This window comes from Providencia sp. M-27 (assembly GCF_011077905.1).
In the GTDB taxonomy this organism is placed as follows: Bacteria; Pseudomonadota; Gammaproteobacteria; order Enterobacterales; family Enterobacteriaceae; genus Providencia; species Providencia huaxiensis.
In genome coordinates this window covers 24,896-40,929 of record NZ_JAALBT010000011.1, presented here as the reverse complement: position 1 = coordinate 40,929, position 16,034 = coordinate 24,896, and the positions used below count along the sequence as shown (strand labels likewise).

The following is a 16,034-nucleotide window of genomic DNA, read 5'->3' as shown; positions in this document are numbered from 1 at the left end:
CTATTTTCAGTGTTGCTAATAGATGAAGGGCGGTGAACATTATGAAACCCATTCTCTATAATACTAATTGTGCAAAGTGCTGAATATCGACATTGCCTCCACTGACAATGATCCCCACACGCTTACCTTGAAACAACTCTTTGTGGGCAAGGGCGGCAGCATAGGACAAGCAACCTGTTGGCTCCACGATAATTTTCATTCGTTCAGCATAAAACTTCATGCGGTCAATAAGTTGTTCATCAGTTACAGTGAAAATATCATCAACCTTATTTTTGATAACTGCAAAGGTGTAGTTACCTAGATGTTGGGTTTGCGCACCGTCTGCGATGGTTTTCGGCGTATCAATGTGCACAATTTCCCCTCGGCGAAATGATTGTTGTGCATCATTGCCCGCTAAAGGTTCAACCCCATAAATTTGGCAATTAGGGGATAACTCTCTGGTTGCAATGGCACACCCAGAAAGTAAGCCTCCGCCACCTAAGCATACAAACAGGGCATCTAATTCACCCACTTCTTCAATCAGCTCTTTTGCTGCTGTGCCTTGGCCAGCGATGATATCAGGGTGGTCATAAGGAGGAATAATCGTAAACCCTTGTTCCGTTGCGAGTTGTTGGCAAAGTACTTCTCTGTCTTCTTTGTAGCGATCAAAACGGATAACGGTAGCACCGTAACCTTGCGTAGCGGCAACTTTCACGGCAGGTGCATCATTAGGCATTAGAATGGTGGCTGGAATGTGCAGAAGTTGTGCTGCTAAAGCGATGCCTTGCGCATGGTTACCAGAAGAAAATGCAATAACACCGGCTTTTTTCTGCTCAGGGCTTAATAAACTTAACGCATTAAAGGCCCCACGAAATTTAAAAGCCCCCATGCGTTGGAAGTTTTCGCATTTAAAAAACAGCTCACCACCAAATTCTTTATTTGCGGTTGTTGAAGTAAGAACAGGGGTTTTATGCGCAAAACCCGCAATACGTTGTGCTGCTGCTTTCACATCTTGATAAGTCGGTAGTATTAATTCTGACATGATATAACCCCAATGAATAATAAGTCGTTAAACAGAAACTGCAATCGCTTCAATTTCTAAGGCTGCGCCAAAATGAAGTTCAGAAACGCCTGCAACAGCACGGGCTGGGCGGTGCTCTCCTATCCACTTAGCATATATCTGGTTGAATAACGGCCAGTTTTCCATATTTGCTATATAAACTCGGACTTGAACCAAATGCGTTTTATCGCAATTAACGGAACTTAAGCATGCTTGTAAATTAGCAAGTACAAGGGAGGCTTGTTCTTGGAATGACGCGTTCGTAATGGCATTACCGAGTTTATCAACGGGCAATTGCCCTGAGATAAAAACCAGTCCATTTGCAGTAACGCAGTGTGAATAATGCCCTTTTGGGGCAATGAGTGTTGGTGCATTGACACATTCAATATTCACACTCTCAATAAGTTGACTCATATCGACCTCTCGATAAAAAACCATTAACTGGATTTTTAGTCTAATCCTAGACTATCTGTTTAGTCAATGCTTTTTTAGAGAATAAATTTGGTGTAAATAGCAACAAATTGTTATTGGAGTGTCCATCAACATGGCAAAAAGAAAAATATAAATATAAGCGAGTTAATCAAATGATTTATTGGGGAAAAGGTAATTATTAAGCGTAAATTCATCACTATATTCCTATAGGCAGAATTTAAAGTGGCAAGGCGGACTAGGTGATATATCCTAATTGAAAATGATTAAGAATAATCAAATTGTGACGATATCATTTAAATGATAAGAAGTTGTTATATAAATACTTTTAGGGATATCAGATGGCAAAGTTCACATTTAATCTTCTTTCAATTTTTGGGAAAAAAGAATTACCCGTTGCAGAACAATATTTACAAGAAGCGCTTTTGCCTTTGTCAGTACTAGATGAAGCATTGCCTAAAACGGTTTTAGAGTATGTGTTAGATGGAAAATCGCCAGAAGTATTGGTTCAATTAAGCCAATTGGATAACGAAAAAGCCGTTATTTTACTCGATAAACCCGGTACCGTAGATTGGTGGTGGGGAGGAAATAGCTTTAACTCGAGTCAATATAATAAATTAATTCGCCAAGGGGCAAATGCAAGACATAAGTTATATTCAAAAGTGGGTGATGGGATTACTTCGTCGCAAATCGCTCGTTTTGCAAAAGTTTTAGCTGCAGCATGTCAAGATATTAATATCAAAGTATTAACGCCTGAATTACCGTCATGGGTGAGTTATTTAATGGGTGATGCCTTTGCAAAAACCTATGATAATTCGCGGGATACCAAGTTAGAACATCGAAAACATTGGCATTTTGACTTACTAACGGAAATTATCGAACAAGAGACAGATAAACCGGCTAACACCATTTTATATATCATTTCCGATCGGCACCATTTATCCGATTACCATTATGATAACTTAAGTCGGCTCTTTGCTATCCCTGGTTTCAAAGCGTATTTAACTGCAGAGCAAGCGTTTATTAAGCAGACATTAGTGAATCATTTATCTGCTGCTGGGCAAATTCAATTAATCAATACGTTGAAGAAAGACGTTGACCTTTATACGCTTTTTGCTGACGTATTAGTTTCTTTTGCCACCAGCTCGTTAAAAACAGTGCGTGCAGCTGCGGAACCTACAATGGCAATTTTACCTGCACAATCGGTCACGCAACATTTAACCCAAATTTTAACAGAAGGGACGCCCAAACAGCGTACTCAAGCCGCAGATTTATTTGCTCGAATAGGTGAACATCGAGAGATATTAGAAGCTGCATTAACAACAGAAACGAATAAAACCGTCCTGAAAAGTATTGAAAGTGCGATTTCGAGATTTTCAGTGATGGATACAGCTAGCCAGGTTGAAGAAGCCGAGTTACCTGAATTCGTTGAATTAGAAGATACACCGCTGCCTGAAAGTGCAAAAGATATTTTAGTTAATAATTTCAATGAAATGCTGCAAAAAGCAAAAGAAAATGCAGAAAATGAAATTGAAGAAAATAAACAACAGAAGCACAGCTACAATTGGGCACAACGCCATTACAAAGAATTCCAAAAGCTTAATGCACAAGCTTGTTGCAAAGTGATTGATAAACTAAATTCAGGTAAGGAAATTATTACTGACCATGAATATAGCGTGGTGAAATTTAAAGAACGTATTACTAACTTGCCTGAATTTACGTTATTCCATGCATTACGTCTGATCAGCCATAACCGCACAAATGAAGAGCATCTATCCCATTACCATCTTACTCGAGAAGTTCCACCAAGAATTCTTGGGCAAATTGAATTGCGCCAATTAGAAAAAACGTTAACACAATGCCATTTTAATAATGCAACACGGTTAATTGCAGACCTTTGCTTACGCTCATATGCCAATGGGTTAGCCATTTTTAATCAGCCAGCACAAGTTTGGCCGTTTTTTATTCAACACCCAGATTTTATTGCAGAAGCATTGGGTTTAATTCCTCAACAAGAAAAGCAACGTCATTACCAAGAATATGATGCGGCGAGTGGAATTGATGTACTTGCCATGCTGCCGACCATTCCCGCGCGATTCATTCCGCGTATTATGGAGTTGGCTCTTGGGGAAAATAAAACTCATCGTCTGAGTGCGCAGAAACTACTAGAGACATTACCGAATATTCACCTTAATGCGGCTGAGGGGTTAGATTCAGGTAAGCAAGAAATTCGTGTTACCGCAATTGAATGGTTGGCACGATTAAAAAGCCCTGATTCATTGAAACCACTTTATGCATTGTTAAAGAAAGAAAAACGCGAAGTGGTGCGGGCTGCCTTATTAACCGCTCTGGAACAATTTGGGGAAGATATTTCCGGTTACCTTGCGCCTAAAGTGTTATTAACAGAAGCGCAAAAAGGGCTAAAAGCGAAAGCGCCTGCCAGTATGGCGTGGTTTAACTTAGATACGTTGCCCGCATTAACTTGGCAAAATAATAAACCCGTAGAAGCCGATATTATTCGCTGGTGGGTGATCTTGGCCGTTAAATTAAAAATGCCAGCAGGTAATGGGTTATTGCAACGTTATATTGGCTTACTTTCAGTCGATAGCCAAAAGAAACTCGGCAGTTTTATTTTAAATAGTTTTATCGGGCAGGACATTGCTGGGCCGTCATTAGAAATGGCAATGGCGGAAGCAGAACGCGATGCGCCAAAGCGCTTAGCTAATTATCAAGATTGGGTGAAACGTTGGCCTGAATATTATAGCCAATATGAAAACTACACGTTAGAGCAGACGTTTAATGAGATAAAAAATGAAGTACTGCGCCGTTATTTAGGTTCCGCTATTAGTGATAAAGGGATGTTAGCACTGATTTGTGGTATTGAAGGGCACCTTGCCGTGACTACATTGCGTAATTATATGCGTGACCACTACCAACGGCGTGCACAAATTGAAGCTATGATTGATGCGGTGGCGACAAGCAATGACCCACTCATCATTCAATTATTATTGTCACTTTCTCGCCGTTATCGTACCGCGTCAGTTCAAGAAAAAGCGCGCGGATTGGTTGCTCAGATTGCCGAGCGTAATGGTTGGAGCGCAGATGAACTTGCGGATAGAACAATACCAACAGCGGGAATGGATGAAACCGGTATTTTGGCACTTGAATACGGTGACCGCACGTTTACTGCGAAACTGGATGCACAGCAAAAATTAGTTTTGTTTAATCCAGAAGGTAAAGAAATCAAAGCATTACCTGCTGCACGCAAAACAGACAATGAAGAGTTGGCTAAAGAGTCTAAAAAGTTATTCACTGCGAGTAAAAAAGAGCTCAAGCAAGTGATTGAACTACAAACCGCACGTTTGTATGAAGCGATGTGTGCAGAGCGCCTTTGGACAACCGCAGACTGGCAGGAATATATTCAAGCACACCCGGTGATGCGCGGCCTTATTGAAAAATTAGTCTGGATAGAAACGAAAGACAACAATATTCTGAATGTATTTCGTCCATCGGACGATGGCAGTTTATTAAATTTAGATGATGATGAAGTCACTCTATCTACTGATTCTTATATCAAATTAGCCCATGCGGCATTGGTCAGTGAAGATGAACGGAAAGCGTGGGTAGCACACTTTAAAGATTACAAAGTGAAATTTTTATTCTCGCAAATGGAGCATAAAATCCCTGATTTGGATCTGAAATTAACCGAAATTGAAGACCGCAAAGGGTGGCTAACCGATACCTACACCTTGCGTGGCGTCTTGACAAAAATGGGTTACCAGCGCGGGCAGGCGGAAGATGGTGGGAGCTTTACCCACTATGCAAAACATTTCGCCAGTTTAGGTTTTTATGTCTATATCGAATTTAGTGGCAGTTATGTGCCAGAGGAAAATATCCCAGCTGTTTTGTATTCATTAAGCTTTGAGAAATCACAACAAAGCTCATGGAACCGCAGCTATATCGAGTTAAAAGATATCCCGCCTATTTTGTTAGCTGAAAGCTATGCGGATTATTTAAAAGTTGCGGATGCGTGTGCAGGTTTTGATCCTGAGTGGGAAAAGAAAACACCTTGGTAAGCGGGTTTAACGTAGGATTTTGGAATGACTAAAAATAAAACAACACAAGGGAATGTTCTGCGTGAAAGCGCAGAAGTTCGTTTTGCCGATGAATTGGCACGTTTAACCGAAGCAGATAAACAGAACCCGAAACCACAAGGGTGGTTGCGATCGCCTCGTGCCGTTAGGCAATTTATCTTAGGTGATGGATCACTCAATATTTCTGCAAAATTTTTCGGTGATGATGCTTTAGTTGACCGCGCAATTGTGACGTTATTAGGCAAACAAGGACTAATGCTAGTGGGGGAACCCGGGACAGCGAAATCCATGTTATCGGAATTATTAGCTGCTGCAATTAGTGGTGACTCAGGTTTAACCATTCAAGGAACCGCAGGTACAACTGAAGATCATATTAAATATTCGTGGAACTATGCTTTGCTACTAGCAGAAGGCCCGACGGAAAAGGCTCTGGTGAGTTCACCGTTATACCAAGGCATGCAAGAAGGTAAAATCGTTCGTTTTGAAGAGATAACCCGATGCCCACCTGAAATTCAAGATGTGCTGGTCAGTTTAATGTCAGAAAAGCAAATGATGATCCCGGAAATGAAAGACAATGCACGGATCAGCGCGAAGCAAGGTTTTAATTTGATTGGTACAGCGAACTTGCGTGATCGCGGTGTTCATGAAATGTCATCAGCACTAAAACGCCGATTTAATTTTGAAACTGTGCGGCCAATCCAAGACCCCGCCTTTGAAATTGAACTGATTAATAAGCAATTAACCACAGAGTTAGCCGACCTCAACGGCCTAGTGACTATCCCTAGCAACGTTATTGAACTGTTAGTCACCACCTTTCAAGAGTTGCGTTCAGGGAATACCAAAGATGGGGGCAATATTAAAACCCCAGATGCGGTGATGTCGACAGCTGAGGCCGTGAATATTGCTTATGCATGTGCGCTTGAAGCCCATTACTTAGGCGATGGTACGCTCAATGCAGGGGCCGTTGCACGGCAGCTTATTGGTGTGGTGTTAAAAGATAACCCTGATGATATCAAACGGATGCGTTATTACATTGATAATGTCGCGAGAGAAAGGGCAAAACACAGCCAAGAGTGGAAAGCCTTTTTTGATGCATCAAGGGCATTTTGGCAATAAATTTTTTATCACAATGGCAGAGCCGTGAGGGCTCTGCTAATTCGTCTTCATGATAACTAAATCAGCAAAAGGCCATTTAAGGCGAATAACCCTTAGGGAAACAGCGGTGAGCTTGCTATCGATATCTTTACCAGAACGCATTGAAAAAGCATTACAAGATAGGCGACAACTTGAGTCAGTGGGTATTTATTTTGCGCCAATTCGTCATCATAGCCCTGCGTGTGCATACAGCACACTGTCTTTGATTGAGCACATAAAACCCGATTACGTTTTAATTGAAGGGCCTGATAGTTTTAATGGGCTACTGACCAGTTTGCTACATCATGATACTCAGCCACCTGTCGCTATTATGGCGCAAACAGAGTTAAAAACCACACAGGAGGATGATAAAAGTGACGCCGTCACTCGCTCTGCCTATTTTCCTTTTTGTGAATATTCCCCTGAATGGCAAGCTTTGCACATAGGCCAGCAATACCAAGCCCAATTACGTTTTATTGATTTACCATGGACAGCACAAGTTAATGAAGATGAAGCCAATGATCTGCAATCTCAAAGTTTGCAGAAAGAGCGCTACTTAGCACATAGCTTGTTTATTAGCCAGCTTGCGAAAAAAAGTGGTTGCCGTGACCATGATGAATTATGGGAACAGATTTTTGAATTACGAGCAATTGAACAGCTCGCAGATTGGCCAGCCTTTTTTATGGATAGTTTTATCTGGTGTGCTCTGGCACGACTTGATTATGAACCCCAAGTCCTTGAGTCAGAAGGTTCCATACAGCGTGAGCAATATATGCAGTCGCATATCCAAACCATTAAAGCCCAACATCCGGAAGCTAAAATTGTCGTGGTAACGGGGGGATTCCATACCCTTGCGCTACTTGAAGGGTTGGAAGAGGCGCGTAAACAGCAGTTTAAGCTTTCTGCGGCACAACAAAAAGCGTTTACCCAACAGCAAAAACTGGGCGAACAAGACAAGGCTTGGTTTATTCGCTATAGCTATGACAAACTCGATGCATTGAATGGCTATGCATCAGGGATGCCTTCCCCCGCATTTTACCAGCAGTCGTGGTTGTCATTATTAGAGCAACGCCAAGCCCAGATGGCAGGCGACAATCAACCTACACAAGCTTATCGAAATCGTTTAGGTGTTGCCTATCTGTCTAAAGTTGCGCATGTCTTACGTGAAAAGCAATTTGAAGCCGCTCCTGGCTTTCTATCGGTTAAATTGGCCGCAGAGCAAAGCATTCGTCTTGCCGCCTTTCGTGGGCATGCAGGTCCTGGGCGCTATGATCTGTTAGATGGGTTACAAAGTGTTTTTATCAAAGGTAGCTTAGATGAAAGCCAAATTGAGCTTTGGCAGGAAATAAAAACCTGTTTCTCTGGCTTTTTACTCGGGAAAATCCCCAAAGGGACAGCAACGCCTCCGCTGGTCACTGAAACTTATGAAATCGCAAAAAGTTTTCGTTTCAAACTTGATGACACCTTAAGTAAGGTGAGTCGCTTAGATGTCTATCGTAATCAACAACATCGTGCGCGTAGCCGATTCCTGCATTTATTAGCATTTCTCGATATCCATTTTGCTAAGCATCTATCTGGGCCAAACTTTTTTTCTGGTAACCAAATGGATTTATTGTTTGAAGAATGGCAATACGCGTGGACGCCCAATGTTGAAGGGGAATTAATTGCCTTATCAGAACAAGGAACGCAATTAAAAGCTATTGCCCTAAACCGTTTGTTTGAAATGGAGAAAAATCTAGAACAGCAAGGTGTTAGTCGTTCAAGCCAAAGTGCGGTCGGGTTACTCATGCAAGCAGCATTGATTGGGTTGCATCAACGGATGCCGGCATTATTTTCCTTGTTAGATGGTTATATTCAGCAGGATACAAAGTTTGCGTCATTGATTGCGTGTGGTCATAAACTTGTTCATCTGTGGCGGGGTCGCCAATTCTTTGATATTGACGATGGTTTTGCTATCGAAGCACGTTTAGATGCCTTGTTGCAACAAGCGTTTTATTGCTTTGCACAAATTACGCAGGGGGATGAACAGCAGCAAGAACCCCATTTTTCAGCCTTGCTTTCTTGCCGTGAATTAATCACCTTCATGCCTGAAATCAATAAAAACCATGATTATGCCTTTGATTTTTATAAAGAATTAGACCGCTGTCAAGGTCAGTTGAACCATGCGCCACTTTTAAAAGGTGCGGTGGATGCTTTGCGCTACCTCGGGGCAAAAATAGATGAATCCGTCCTAACAGAAGAAATTAAGCGTGCGTTCAGCACCGGTAGTGATCCTGAAATGGCCATTGGCTATTTTATTGGTGTGATGCGAACCGCACCCGAGTTAGTCTTACGCATACCATTACTCATTGGTATGTTAAATCAGTTACTTAGTGAATGGGATGAAGGGCGTTTTATTCAAGTATTACCCGATTTACGGTTTGCATTTAGCCAATTAACGCCTAAACAAAATGCACAAATGGCACAATATGTGGCACAAGACTTAGCGATTGAGGCAAAAGAACTCACACTGCACCAAACCGAGTTTAATGAGCAACAAATGATGCAAGTTATTCAACTCGAACAACAATTACAAAGCCAGCTCACTGAATTAGGGTTACAAAGTTGGTTTGCTCGCGCTCAGGAAGGTAAATAATGAGTCAAAAAAATGTCACATTAACCCCTGAACAACTTCTACTAGCTAAGCGCTGGCGTTTAATACTCGGGCAATATGCCGATAACGCACTTGGCCAAGCCACTTTCAGTGCTGAAGAGTTGAAAATAGAACGTTCTTTGGACTTTTTGTATCGAAGAGAATACCAACGTCGAGGCTTAAAGCAAGAAACTGGACGTCATGGTTCTTTAGATGCTTCCCAATTGACCGCGGTTAATTGGTTAAACCAAGCCCGTAAATTGTTTCCTAATAGTACCTTTGAGCGGATGCAATCTCAGGCTTTAGAACGTTATGAGATCAGTAGTTTGTTAAAGGACCCACAAGCGCTAAATGCCATGGAGCCGACAAAGTCCCTCGCAAAAGCGTTGTTAAGCCTACGCGGGAAGATGAATGAAGAAACCCGTGATGCCGTTAAAAATATTATACGCAAAGTCGTGGATGATATTCTAAGTCAAATACGTAACCAATTTCGCCACGCACTAACAGGGCGACGTAACCGCTTTCAACGTTCACTGGTCCCAAACAGCCGTAATTTTGATTGGCGAGGGACGATTGCCGCTAATTTGAAAAATTACGATAAACAAAATCAACGGTTAGTGATAAAAACACCTCATTTTAATTCTCGTCAACAACAACATTTACCGTGGGATGTGATCCTGTGTGTTGACCAAAGTGGCTCGATGGCGAGTTCTATTATGTATGCGGCCGTGTGCGCGAGTATCTTAGCGGCATTACCGACTGTACGCGTGTCTTTGGTCGTTTTTGATACTCAAGTTGTTGATTTAAGCCACCTTGCACAAGATCCTGTTGAAGTGTTAATGACCGTGCAATTGGGTGGCGGAACGGATATCGCTAAAGCGATGCAATATTGTGAAAGTTTGATACGTAACCCAAAACGCACGGTGATTAGCTTAATCAGCGATTTTGAAGAGGGTGGCGCGCTGAATCATTTGCTCAATTGCACACAACGTTTGCATAGCCAACAAGTGAAGTTGTTAGGTTTAGCCGCGTTGGATGATGAAGCACTTCCCGTTTATGATCCTGAAATTGCCCAAAAACTCGCTGATAGAGGGATGCATGTTGCTGCATTAACCCCGGAACATTTTGCTCAATGGTTAGCGGAGGTCATGCAATGAGTTGGAAAAACAGTTATTTACAGTATGACGACGATGCATTAGCCGTATTTGCGAATGTGGGGTTACTGAGACGTGCCCGCAAAGATGTTGAAAACCAAAAGGTTAACCCAACAGACTTAGACGCTGGCACATTCACGAGTGATGGCCAAAACGTTTCTTTAGATGCGCAAGGGATCCAAAAAGCCACTTGTGATTGCCCCGCAACAGAGTGTTGTAAACACATTTTGGCGGCAGTTTTGTGGGTACAGTCGAATGCAATCACAGAAATTGATCCAGCAGAGCCGATAGCCAGTGAAACGGTACTAAGCGAATTATTCGCACTGCAACCAGAGAGCTTAATCAAACAAGCAACTAAGCCTGAACTTCGTTTAGCGCTGAAATTTATAGCGCAATGGCAAGACGACAAACTGGTTTATGAAGCGCAATCCAACCAGTTAAAAATTAGTCTGCCAGAATATGATGAGCCAATTATTTATATGCGTAATAGTGGCTTACAGGGCATGATTTCATCTCTACCCGAAAAACAAAAAAATGCGGTTCATCTCGCTATTATTGCAAAATTGAAGCTTCAGCATGGCCAAGATTGGCATTGGCCAGAAGAGCTAACCGCAGGTCAAGTGCATCAACAGGGACTTAGCCAAGACGATAAAGTGGTGATGGGTTCCATCGAACAATTTATTCAGGATATGTTACGGCAAGGACTGTCACATATTAGCCAAAGCAGTGCTAGCCAGTTGCAATTACTGAATATGTCAGCACGAGCAGAAGGGCTGCCTCGCTTAGCTAATGATATGAGACGCCTTAGCCAACAAGTTAAGCGCTTAGCCGACAAACATTTTACGATGGATGAAGGGCAAGTTTTGCGGTTAATTGCCGAGATATCAGCTTATTTGTACCAATTATCAGTAGCAAATGAACATCAGCTTATTGAACTCAAAGGGTTACAAAGACGGCAGTATAGCGATCAATCCATAGAATTTGATTTATTGCCTATTGATGCAAACTGGTGGAAAACCGAGAGTGGTGCGATTGGGGCTACATTGAGTTTCTGGGATCGGCAAAATAAAAAAATCATTCAATGTACGCAAGGTCGTAGTAATAGCCTTGACCCAACGTTTAATCGACAAAATGTTTGGCAAACACTGGCGTTATGGAAACATACAGCCGAAAGTTTGATGAAAACCCCCTTTAAATTGCATTCACCGCGGTTATCAGAGGAAGGTAAATTATCAGCCACAGGCGAAAGCTATGCGGTTAGCACTAAAGAAAAGGGGGTAACAACCAATGATTACCTTAACATTAAAGCTGAATTTGGTTATACCGATTGGCAGCTGGCGGCTAATGAATTGCCAACACTCACACAAGACAATCGGTTTTCCCCGGTTTTATTGCATATTGATGACTATGAGCCGCTCTATTGGGATGAAACAGAACAATGTGTCTTATGGGCGGTGACTGACGCACAACAAAATCGGGCATTTTTACGGTTAAACTGGCAAGGGAGTGATGACCATAAAATTGAAGAATTGCGGTTTATTACGAAACAGCAATGGCCAATTTGTGCTGTGACGGTGCAGGTAAGTCATTCGCAAGAGGCGATCCAGTTGGTACCCAAAACGCTATGGTTAAAAAAGGAACACGGTATTGAGCTGTTCTACTTAGACTTTGAAAGTACACCACGTAAGAAACAACGTTCAGGCTTTTTTAATAAAATTATCGAATATATGGCGAAAAAGCAGCAAAAAAGCCAAGTTTTTGTGCCTGAATTAACGTTGGCTAGCCAGCTTGTTCGGCCAATACTTTCAGTATTGGAAACGCAAGCGTGCACAGGAAGGCAATGTTTATCCCAAACCCAACAAAATGAAATTGCGTACGTTATTAGAACGCTAGAGGATTTGGGGGCTCTTTGGTTGGCTAATCAATTCAAACCATTGATTGCCTCCAGTGACTTACAACCCGAAGTACTATTACAGTTAGTCTATTTATGTGACCGTTTTGAAAGGTTACAAATGCCATTGCCTTTTCAATTTAATCAATAACATAAGAGGGAGTAAGATCACTCCCTCATTATGCATCAACAGTGTGTTACTTCTCATTAGACTCAAATGACGCTAAGAATGTCCGCAGTAACTGATCTAATGCTTGTTGTTCTTGTTGCGATAATTTAGCAACGAGGCGGGCTTGGTTTTGTGTATGTGCTTCAATAAGTTGGTTGATTAGCGTTAAGCCTTCGGTTGTTAGTGAAACCAAAAAACCGCGGCCGTCATCAGGGTTGGCATGGCGGCTGACTAACCCCGCTTTTTCTAATTGGTCTATTCGGTTGGTCATTGTCCCCGATGTGACCATCAACGTTGACAGCATTTCCCCCGGGCTCAGCGTATAAGGGGCTCCTGCTCGGCGTAATGTCGCAAGCACATCGAAGCTTGAACGGTTAAGGCCAAATTGTGTGAAGACCTTTTCCATTTCACGAGTTAAGTGAAACGCGACGTTACCCAACCGGCCAATTAACCCCATTGGGCTAATATCGAGGTCAGGGCGTTCTCTTTCCCACTGTTGAGTGATTTTATCTATTCTATCCATAGGCAAATAATGGCGGTTATTTATCTTGACGTCAAGGCAAAATGCACATATCTTGACGTCAAGATAAACTGAAAGAGCAGAAATATGAATCGACTAACGGTTTTAGGGTTGACGGCATTAGCACCGATTGTGTGGGGAAGTACATACTTAGTGACAACAGAAATGTTACCCGCAGGGATACCATTAACATTGGCGGTATTGCGCGCTTTACCTGCAGGGTTGCTATTGATACTCGTGCTACGAAAACTACCCGAGGGTATTTGGTGGTTACGTGTGGTGGTATTAGGTGTTTTAAATTTTTCTTTATTTTGGTGGTTACTGTTTATTGCTGCGTATCGCTTACCTGGTGGTGTAGCTGCAACGGTTGGCGCCGTACAGCCATTAATTGTTTTATTTTTAAGTCGTTGGTTGTTAAATAGCCGTTTATCACCAGTTTCTATTATGGCATCAATTGCAGGGGTATTCGGGGTGGCGATATTGCTTTTAACACCGAATGCGGCTTTAGATCCGCTAGGCATTATTGCAGGGTTAGCTGGCGCATTTTCAATGGCGGCGGGAACGGTATTAAGCCGCCGCTGGCAGCCACCCGTCAGTGCTTTAACCTTCACTTCATGGCAATTAACTGCGGGAGGGTTAGTTTTATTACCCTTTGCCATTGTGTTTGAGCCAGCTTTGCCAGCGTTGAGTTCATTAAATTTAATTGGGTTGGGGTACTTAACGCTTATTGGTGGAGCATTAACTTATGCCTTATGGTTCCGTGGGCTTGCAATACTAGGCCCAAGTTCAGTTGCGTCTCTTGGGTTTTTAAGCCCTGTGAGTGCAGTAGTTTTGGGGTGGTTTTATCTCAACCAACAACTTAGCACCTTGCAATTTATTGGTATGATTGTCATTTTACTCAGCGTGTGGGCGAGCCAACGAGCGGAAACAAGAAAAGTGATTTTAGCTTATCAGCGTTAAAGTAAGCCCTAAAAGTTGTTCATTGAATGTAAGTTGTTAATGAATGCAATGAGCAACTTTTCCCTGTGTTAATATTCATTGGAGCATTCATGCGGTCTATAAATAAGTGGCTAATATGTTATTTCCTGATGAAGATAATACGGTGCAAATTGCACCTGAAGCTTTTTTACTCAAAGGGTTTTTACTGGGGCAAAGTGATGCACTATTGCAGTCATTAAGCAACGTTATTGCTGCTAACCCATTAAGGCACATGGCAACCCCAAATGGCTATCAAATGTCTGCAGCAATGACTAACTGTGGTGAGTGGGGCTGGGTAAGCGATGAGAAGGGATACCGCTATAGTAGGCGTGACCCTGTCACTAATGAACTATGGCAACCTATGCCTATTCCATTTGTTCAATTGGCAATTTCTGCAGCGAGCACCGCTGGCTTCGATCATTTTATCCCTGATGCCTGCTTAATTAACCGATATGCAGTTAGCGCTGCAATGTCATTGCACCAAGACAAAGACGAAGCCGATTTCACTCAGCCGATTGTCTCTTTTTCTTTAGGATTACCAGCCACCTTTGATTTTGGTGGGGCAACACGAGATGCGCCTAAAGTCGCTGTTTATTTAGAACATGGGGATGTTTTGGTCTGGGGAGGCCAGTCACGGCTGAATTATCATGGAGTACGTCGTATTAAACCAGGTGTACATCCGTTGTTAGGACCTTACCGCTATAACTTGACGTTTAGGCGTTCTCAACCTTAAATTCGCCTTTTACAATATTCCGATTTATCAATTAAATAGACCATGAATGACTTAATATTTCATCTCAGTAGATTAAATAATACTAATCGTTAAATTTAGTATTTATATAGAAAAAATATCATTGAATAATAAATTGGATACACCTATAAATGATGATTATAAATTAATATAACTAGGTATTGGTAGGTAAGTGAATGTATAGCTTTTTAAATGATTATAATGAGATAGCTCACCCTGCAGTTATGCAGATTTTAAATGATTTATCAGGAAAACGTTTCAAAGGTTATGGCACTGATGAGGTTTGTAGCAGGGTCGCAGCTCAAATTAGATTAAGAATTGGCCAACCTAGTGCAGATGTTCATTTCTTTAATGGCGGTACAATTACTAACCTGACAACGATTTCCCATGTATTACGACCTCACCAAGCGGTGATCACCGTGGAGAGTGGCCATATCGCAGTCCACGAAACGGGGGCAATTGAAGCGACAGGCCATAAAGTCATTACCATTGACTCACCATCAGGTAAATTAACCCCCGCACATATTACTAAAGTGTTATCTGAGCATGGTGATGAACATACTGTCCAGCCTAAGCTTGTTTATATCAGTAATTCAACCGAAATTGGCACTGTTTACCGTAAACAAGAGCTAGTTGCGCTACGCGAGATTTGTGACGCTCATAACTTACTGTTATTTATGGATGGTGCTCGCTTGTCTTCTGGTTTAATGTCGAAATATAGTGATTTAACCATTGAAGATGTCGCAAAATTGACCGACATTTTTTATATCGGTGGAACGAAAATAGGCGCATTAACTGGGGAGATCTTAGTAATTGTAAACCCTGCATTGCAATCAGATTTTCGTTTTAGTATTAAGCAAAAAGGTGGGTTACAAGCAAAAGGTTGGCTACTCGCTGCCCAGTTCGAGCCACTGTTTAATGATGATTTGTATTTTAAGTTGGGAAGCCACCTTAATGAGATGGCATCACAATTAGCTTCATTTTTTACCGAAAAGGGCTTCCAGTTTCTTGCGCCTGTAGAATCAAACCAAGTTTTTGTTATTTTTCCCAATGCATTGGCGAATAAATTATTAACGCACTACCAGTTAAGCTTAATTTGTAAGCCGACACCGGAAACCACCTGTATTCGCTTTTGTACCTCATGGTCAACAACTCAGCAAGATGTAGACAAATTAAAGCAGACTTTCCAAGCTTTACTTTAGGTAAGTATCATCCCAATAAATATTTCCGATATTTCGCCTAT

The 16,034-nt window shown here is 41.9% G+C and carries 11 protein-coding genes; 8 read left to right on the top strand and 3 right to left on the bottom strand.

Annotated features, from left to right (window positions below; translation table 11 throughout):
• Positions 1 to 55: 55 nt before the first annotated feature.
• Positions 56 to 1,021 (bottom strand): threo-3-hydroxy-L-aspartate ammonia-lyase, encoded by a 966-nt coding sequence (locus tag G6Q48_RS15395; RefSeq protein ID WP_166267412.1) that lies wholly within the window; start codon positions 1,019 to 1,021, stop codon positions 56 to 58.
• Positions 1,022 to 1,048: 27 nt separating this feature from the next.
• The gene (locus G6Q48_RS15390; RefSeq protein ID WP_102138721.1) at positions 1,049 to 1,453 is read right to left on the bottom strand and encodes a RidA family protein; all 405 of its coding nucleotides are present in this window, start codon (positions 1,451 to 1,453) and stop codon (positions 1,049 to 1,051) included.
• Between the two features lie 356 nt (positions 1,454 to 1,809).
• Between G6Q48_RS15390 and G6Q48_RS15385 the strand changes: the two genes are divergently transcribed.
• From G6Q48_RS15385 to G6Q48_RS15365, 5 genes are all read left to right on the top strand, one after another.
• Positions 1,810 to 5,544 carry a DUF4132 domain-containing protein gene (locus G6Q48_RS15385; protein WP_166267410.1) on the top strand — a complete coding sequence of 1,245 codons (3,735 nt, stop codon included), beginning with the start codon at positions 1,810 to 1,812 and terminating at the stop codon, positions 5,542 to 5,544.
• Between the two features lie 24 nt (positions 5,545 to 5,568).
• Entirely contained in the window at positions 5,569 to 6,678 is a 1,110-nt protein-coding gene (locus tag G6Q48_RS15380; RefSeq protein WP_102138548.1) for an ATP-binding protein, read from the top strand.
• A 106-nt stretch (positions 6,679 to 6,784) separates the two neighbouring features.
• Positions 6,785 to 9,331, top strand: coding sequence for a DUF5682 family protein (locus tag G6Q48_RS15375; protein WP_166267408.1), 2,547 nt, complete (start codon positions 6,785 to 6,787; stop codon positions 9,329 to 9,331).
• On the top strand, positions 9,331 to 10,485 hold the full coding sequence (locus tag G6Q48_RS15370) for a VWA domain-containing protein (RefSeq protein WP_102138550.1): 1,155 nt from the start codon (positions 9,331 to 9,333) through the stop codon (positions 10,483 to 10,485). The genes G6Q48_RS15375 and G6Q48_RS15370 overlap by 1 nt, the downstream gene beginning before the upstream one ends.
• A complete protein-coding gene (locus tag G6Q48_RS15365) occupies positions 10,482 to 12,524 on the top strand; it encodes an SWIM zinc finger family protein (protein ID WP_166267406.1) in 2,043 nt (680 codons plus the stop codon). Before G6Q48_RS15370 ends, G6Q48_RS15365 begins: the two co-directional genes overlap by 4 nt.
• Before the next feature lie 46 nt (positions 12,525 to 12,570).
• On the opposite strand, the gene G6Q48_RS15360 is transcribed toward G6Q48_RS15365, so the two are convergent.
• A complete protein-coding gene (locus tag G6Q48_RS15360; RefSeq protein WP_166267404.1) occupies positions 12,571 to 13,065 on the bottom strand; it encodes a MarR family winged helix-turn-helix transcriptional regulator in 495 nt (164 codons plus the stop codon).
• A gap of 84 nt (positions 13,066 to 13,149) precedes the next feature.
• On the opposite strand from G6Q48_RS15360, the gene G6Q48_RS15355 reads away from it, so the two are divergent.
• The 3 genes from G6Q48_RS15355 (at position 13,150) to G6Q48_RS15345 (ending at position 15,993) form a co-directional block, all read left to right on the top strand.
• Positions 13,150 to 14,022 carry an EamA family transporter gene (locus G6Q48_RS15355; RefSeq protein WP_166267402.1) on the top strand — a complete coding sequence of 291 codons (873 nt, stop codon included), beginning with the start codon at positions 13,150 to 13,152 and terminating at the stop codon, positions 14,020 to 14,022.
• Between the two features lie 115 nt (positions 14,023 to 14,137).
• Positions 14,138 to 14,773: a DNA oxidative demethylase AlkB gene (alkB, locus tag G6Q48_RS15350; protein ID WP_166267400.1), complete on the top strand. Its 636-nt coding sequence runs from the start codon at positions 14,138 to 14,140 to the stop codon at positions 14,771 to 14,773.
• Positions 14,774 to 14,967: 194 nt separating this feature from the next.
• Positions 14,968 to 15,993 (top strand): threonine aldolase family protein, encoded by a 1,026-nt coding sequence (locus G6Q48_RS15345; RefSeq protein WP_166267398.1) that lies wholly within the window; start codon positions 14,968 to 14,970, stop codon positions 15,991 to 15,993.
• Positions 15,994 to 16,034: the final 41 nt, after the last annotated feature.

What these genes read in the sequence shown, in the direction of transcription:
- G6Q48_RS15345 (WP_166267398.1), top strand. Translation starts at nt 14,968, where the DNA reads ATGTATAGCTTTTTAAATGATTATAATGAGATAGCTCACCCTGCAGTT.
- G6Q48_RS15370 (WP_102138550.1), top strand. Translation starts at nt 9,331, where the DNA reads ATGAGTCAAAAAAATGTCACATTAACCCCTGAACAACTTCTACTAGCT.
- alkB (WP_166267400.1), top strand. Translation starts at nt 14,138, where the DNA reads ATGTTATTTCCTGATGAAGATAATACGGTGCAAATTGCACCTGAAGCT.
- G6Q48_RS15390 (WP_102138721.1), bottom strand. Translation starts at nt 1,453, where the DNA reads ATGAGTCAACTTATTGAGAGTGTGAATATTGAATGTGTCAATGCACCA.
- G6Q48_RS15385 (WP_166267410.1), top strand. Translation starts at nt 1,810, where the DNA reads ATGGCAAAGTTCACATTTAATCTTCTTTCAATTTTTGGGAAAAAAGAA.
- G6Q48_RS15380 (WP_102138548.1), top strand. Translation starts at nt 5,569, where the DNA reads ATGACTAAAAATAAAACAACACAAGGGAATGTTCTGCGTGAAAGCGCA.
- G6Q48_RS15355 (WP_166267402.1), top strand. Translation starts at nt 13,150, where the DNA reads ATGAATCGACTAACGGTTTTAGGGTTGACGGCATTAGCACCGATTGTG.
- G6Q48_RS15395 (WP_166267412.1), bottom strand. Translation starts at nt 1,021, where the DNA reads ATGTCAGAATTAATACTACCGACTTATCAAGATGTGAAAGCAGCAGCA.
- G6Q48_RS15365 (WP_166267406.1), top strand. Translation starts at nt 10,482, where the DNA reads ATGAGTTGGAAAAACAGTTATTTACAGTATGACGACGATGCATTAGCC.
- G6Q48_RS15360 (WP_166267404.1), bottom strand. Translation starts at nt 13,065, where the DNA reads ATGGATAGAATAGATAAAATCACTCAACAGTGGGAAAGAGAACGCCCT.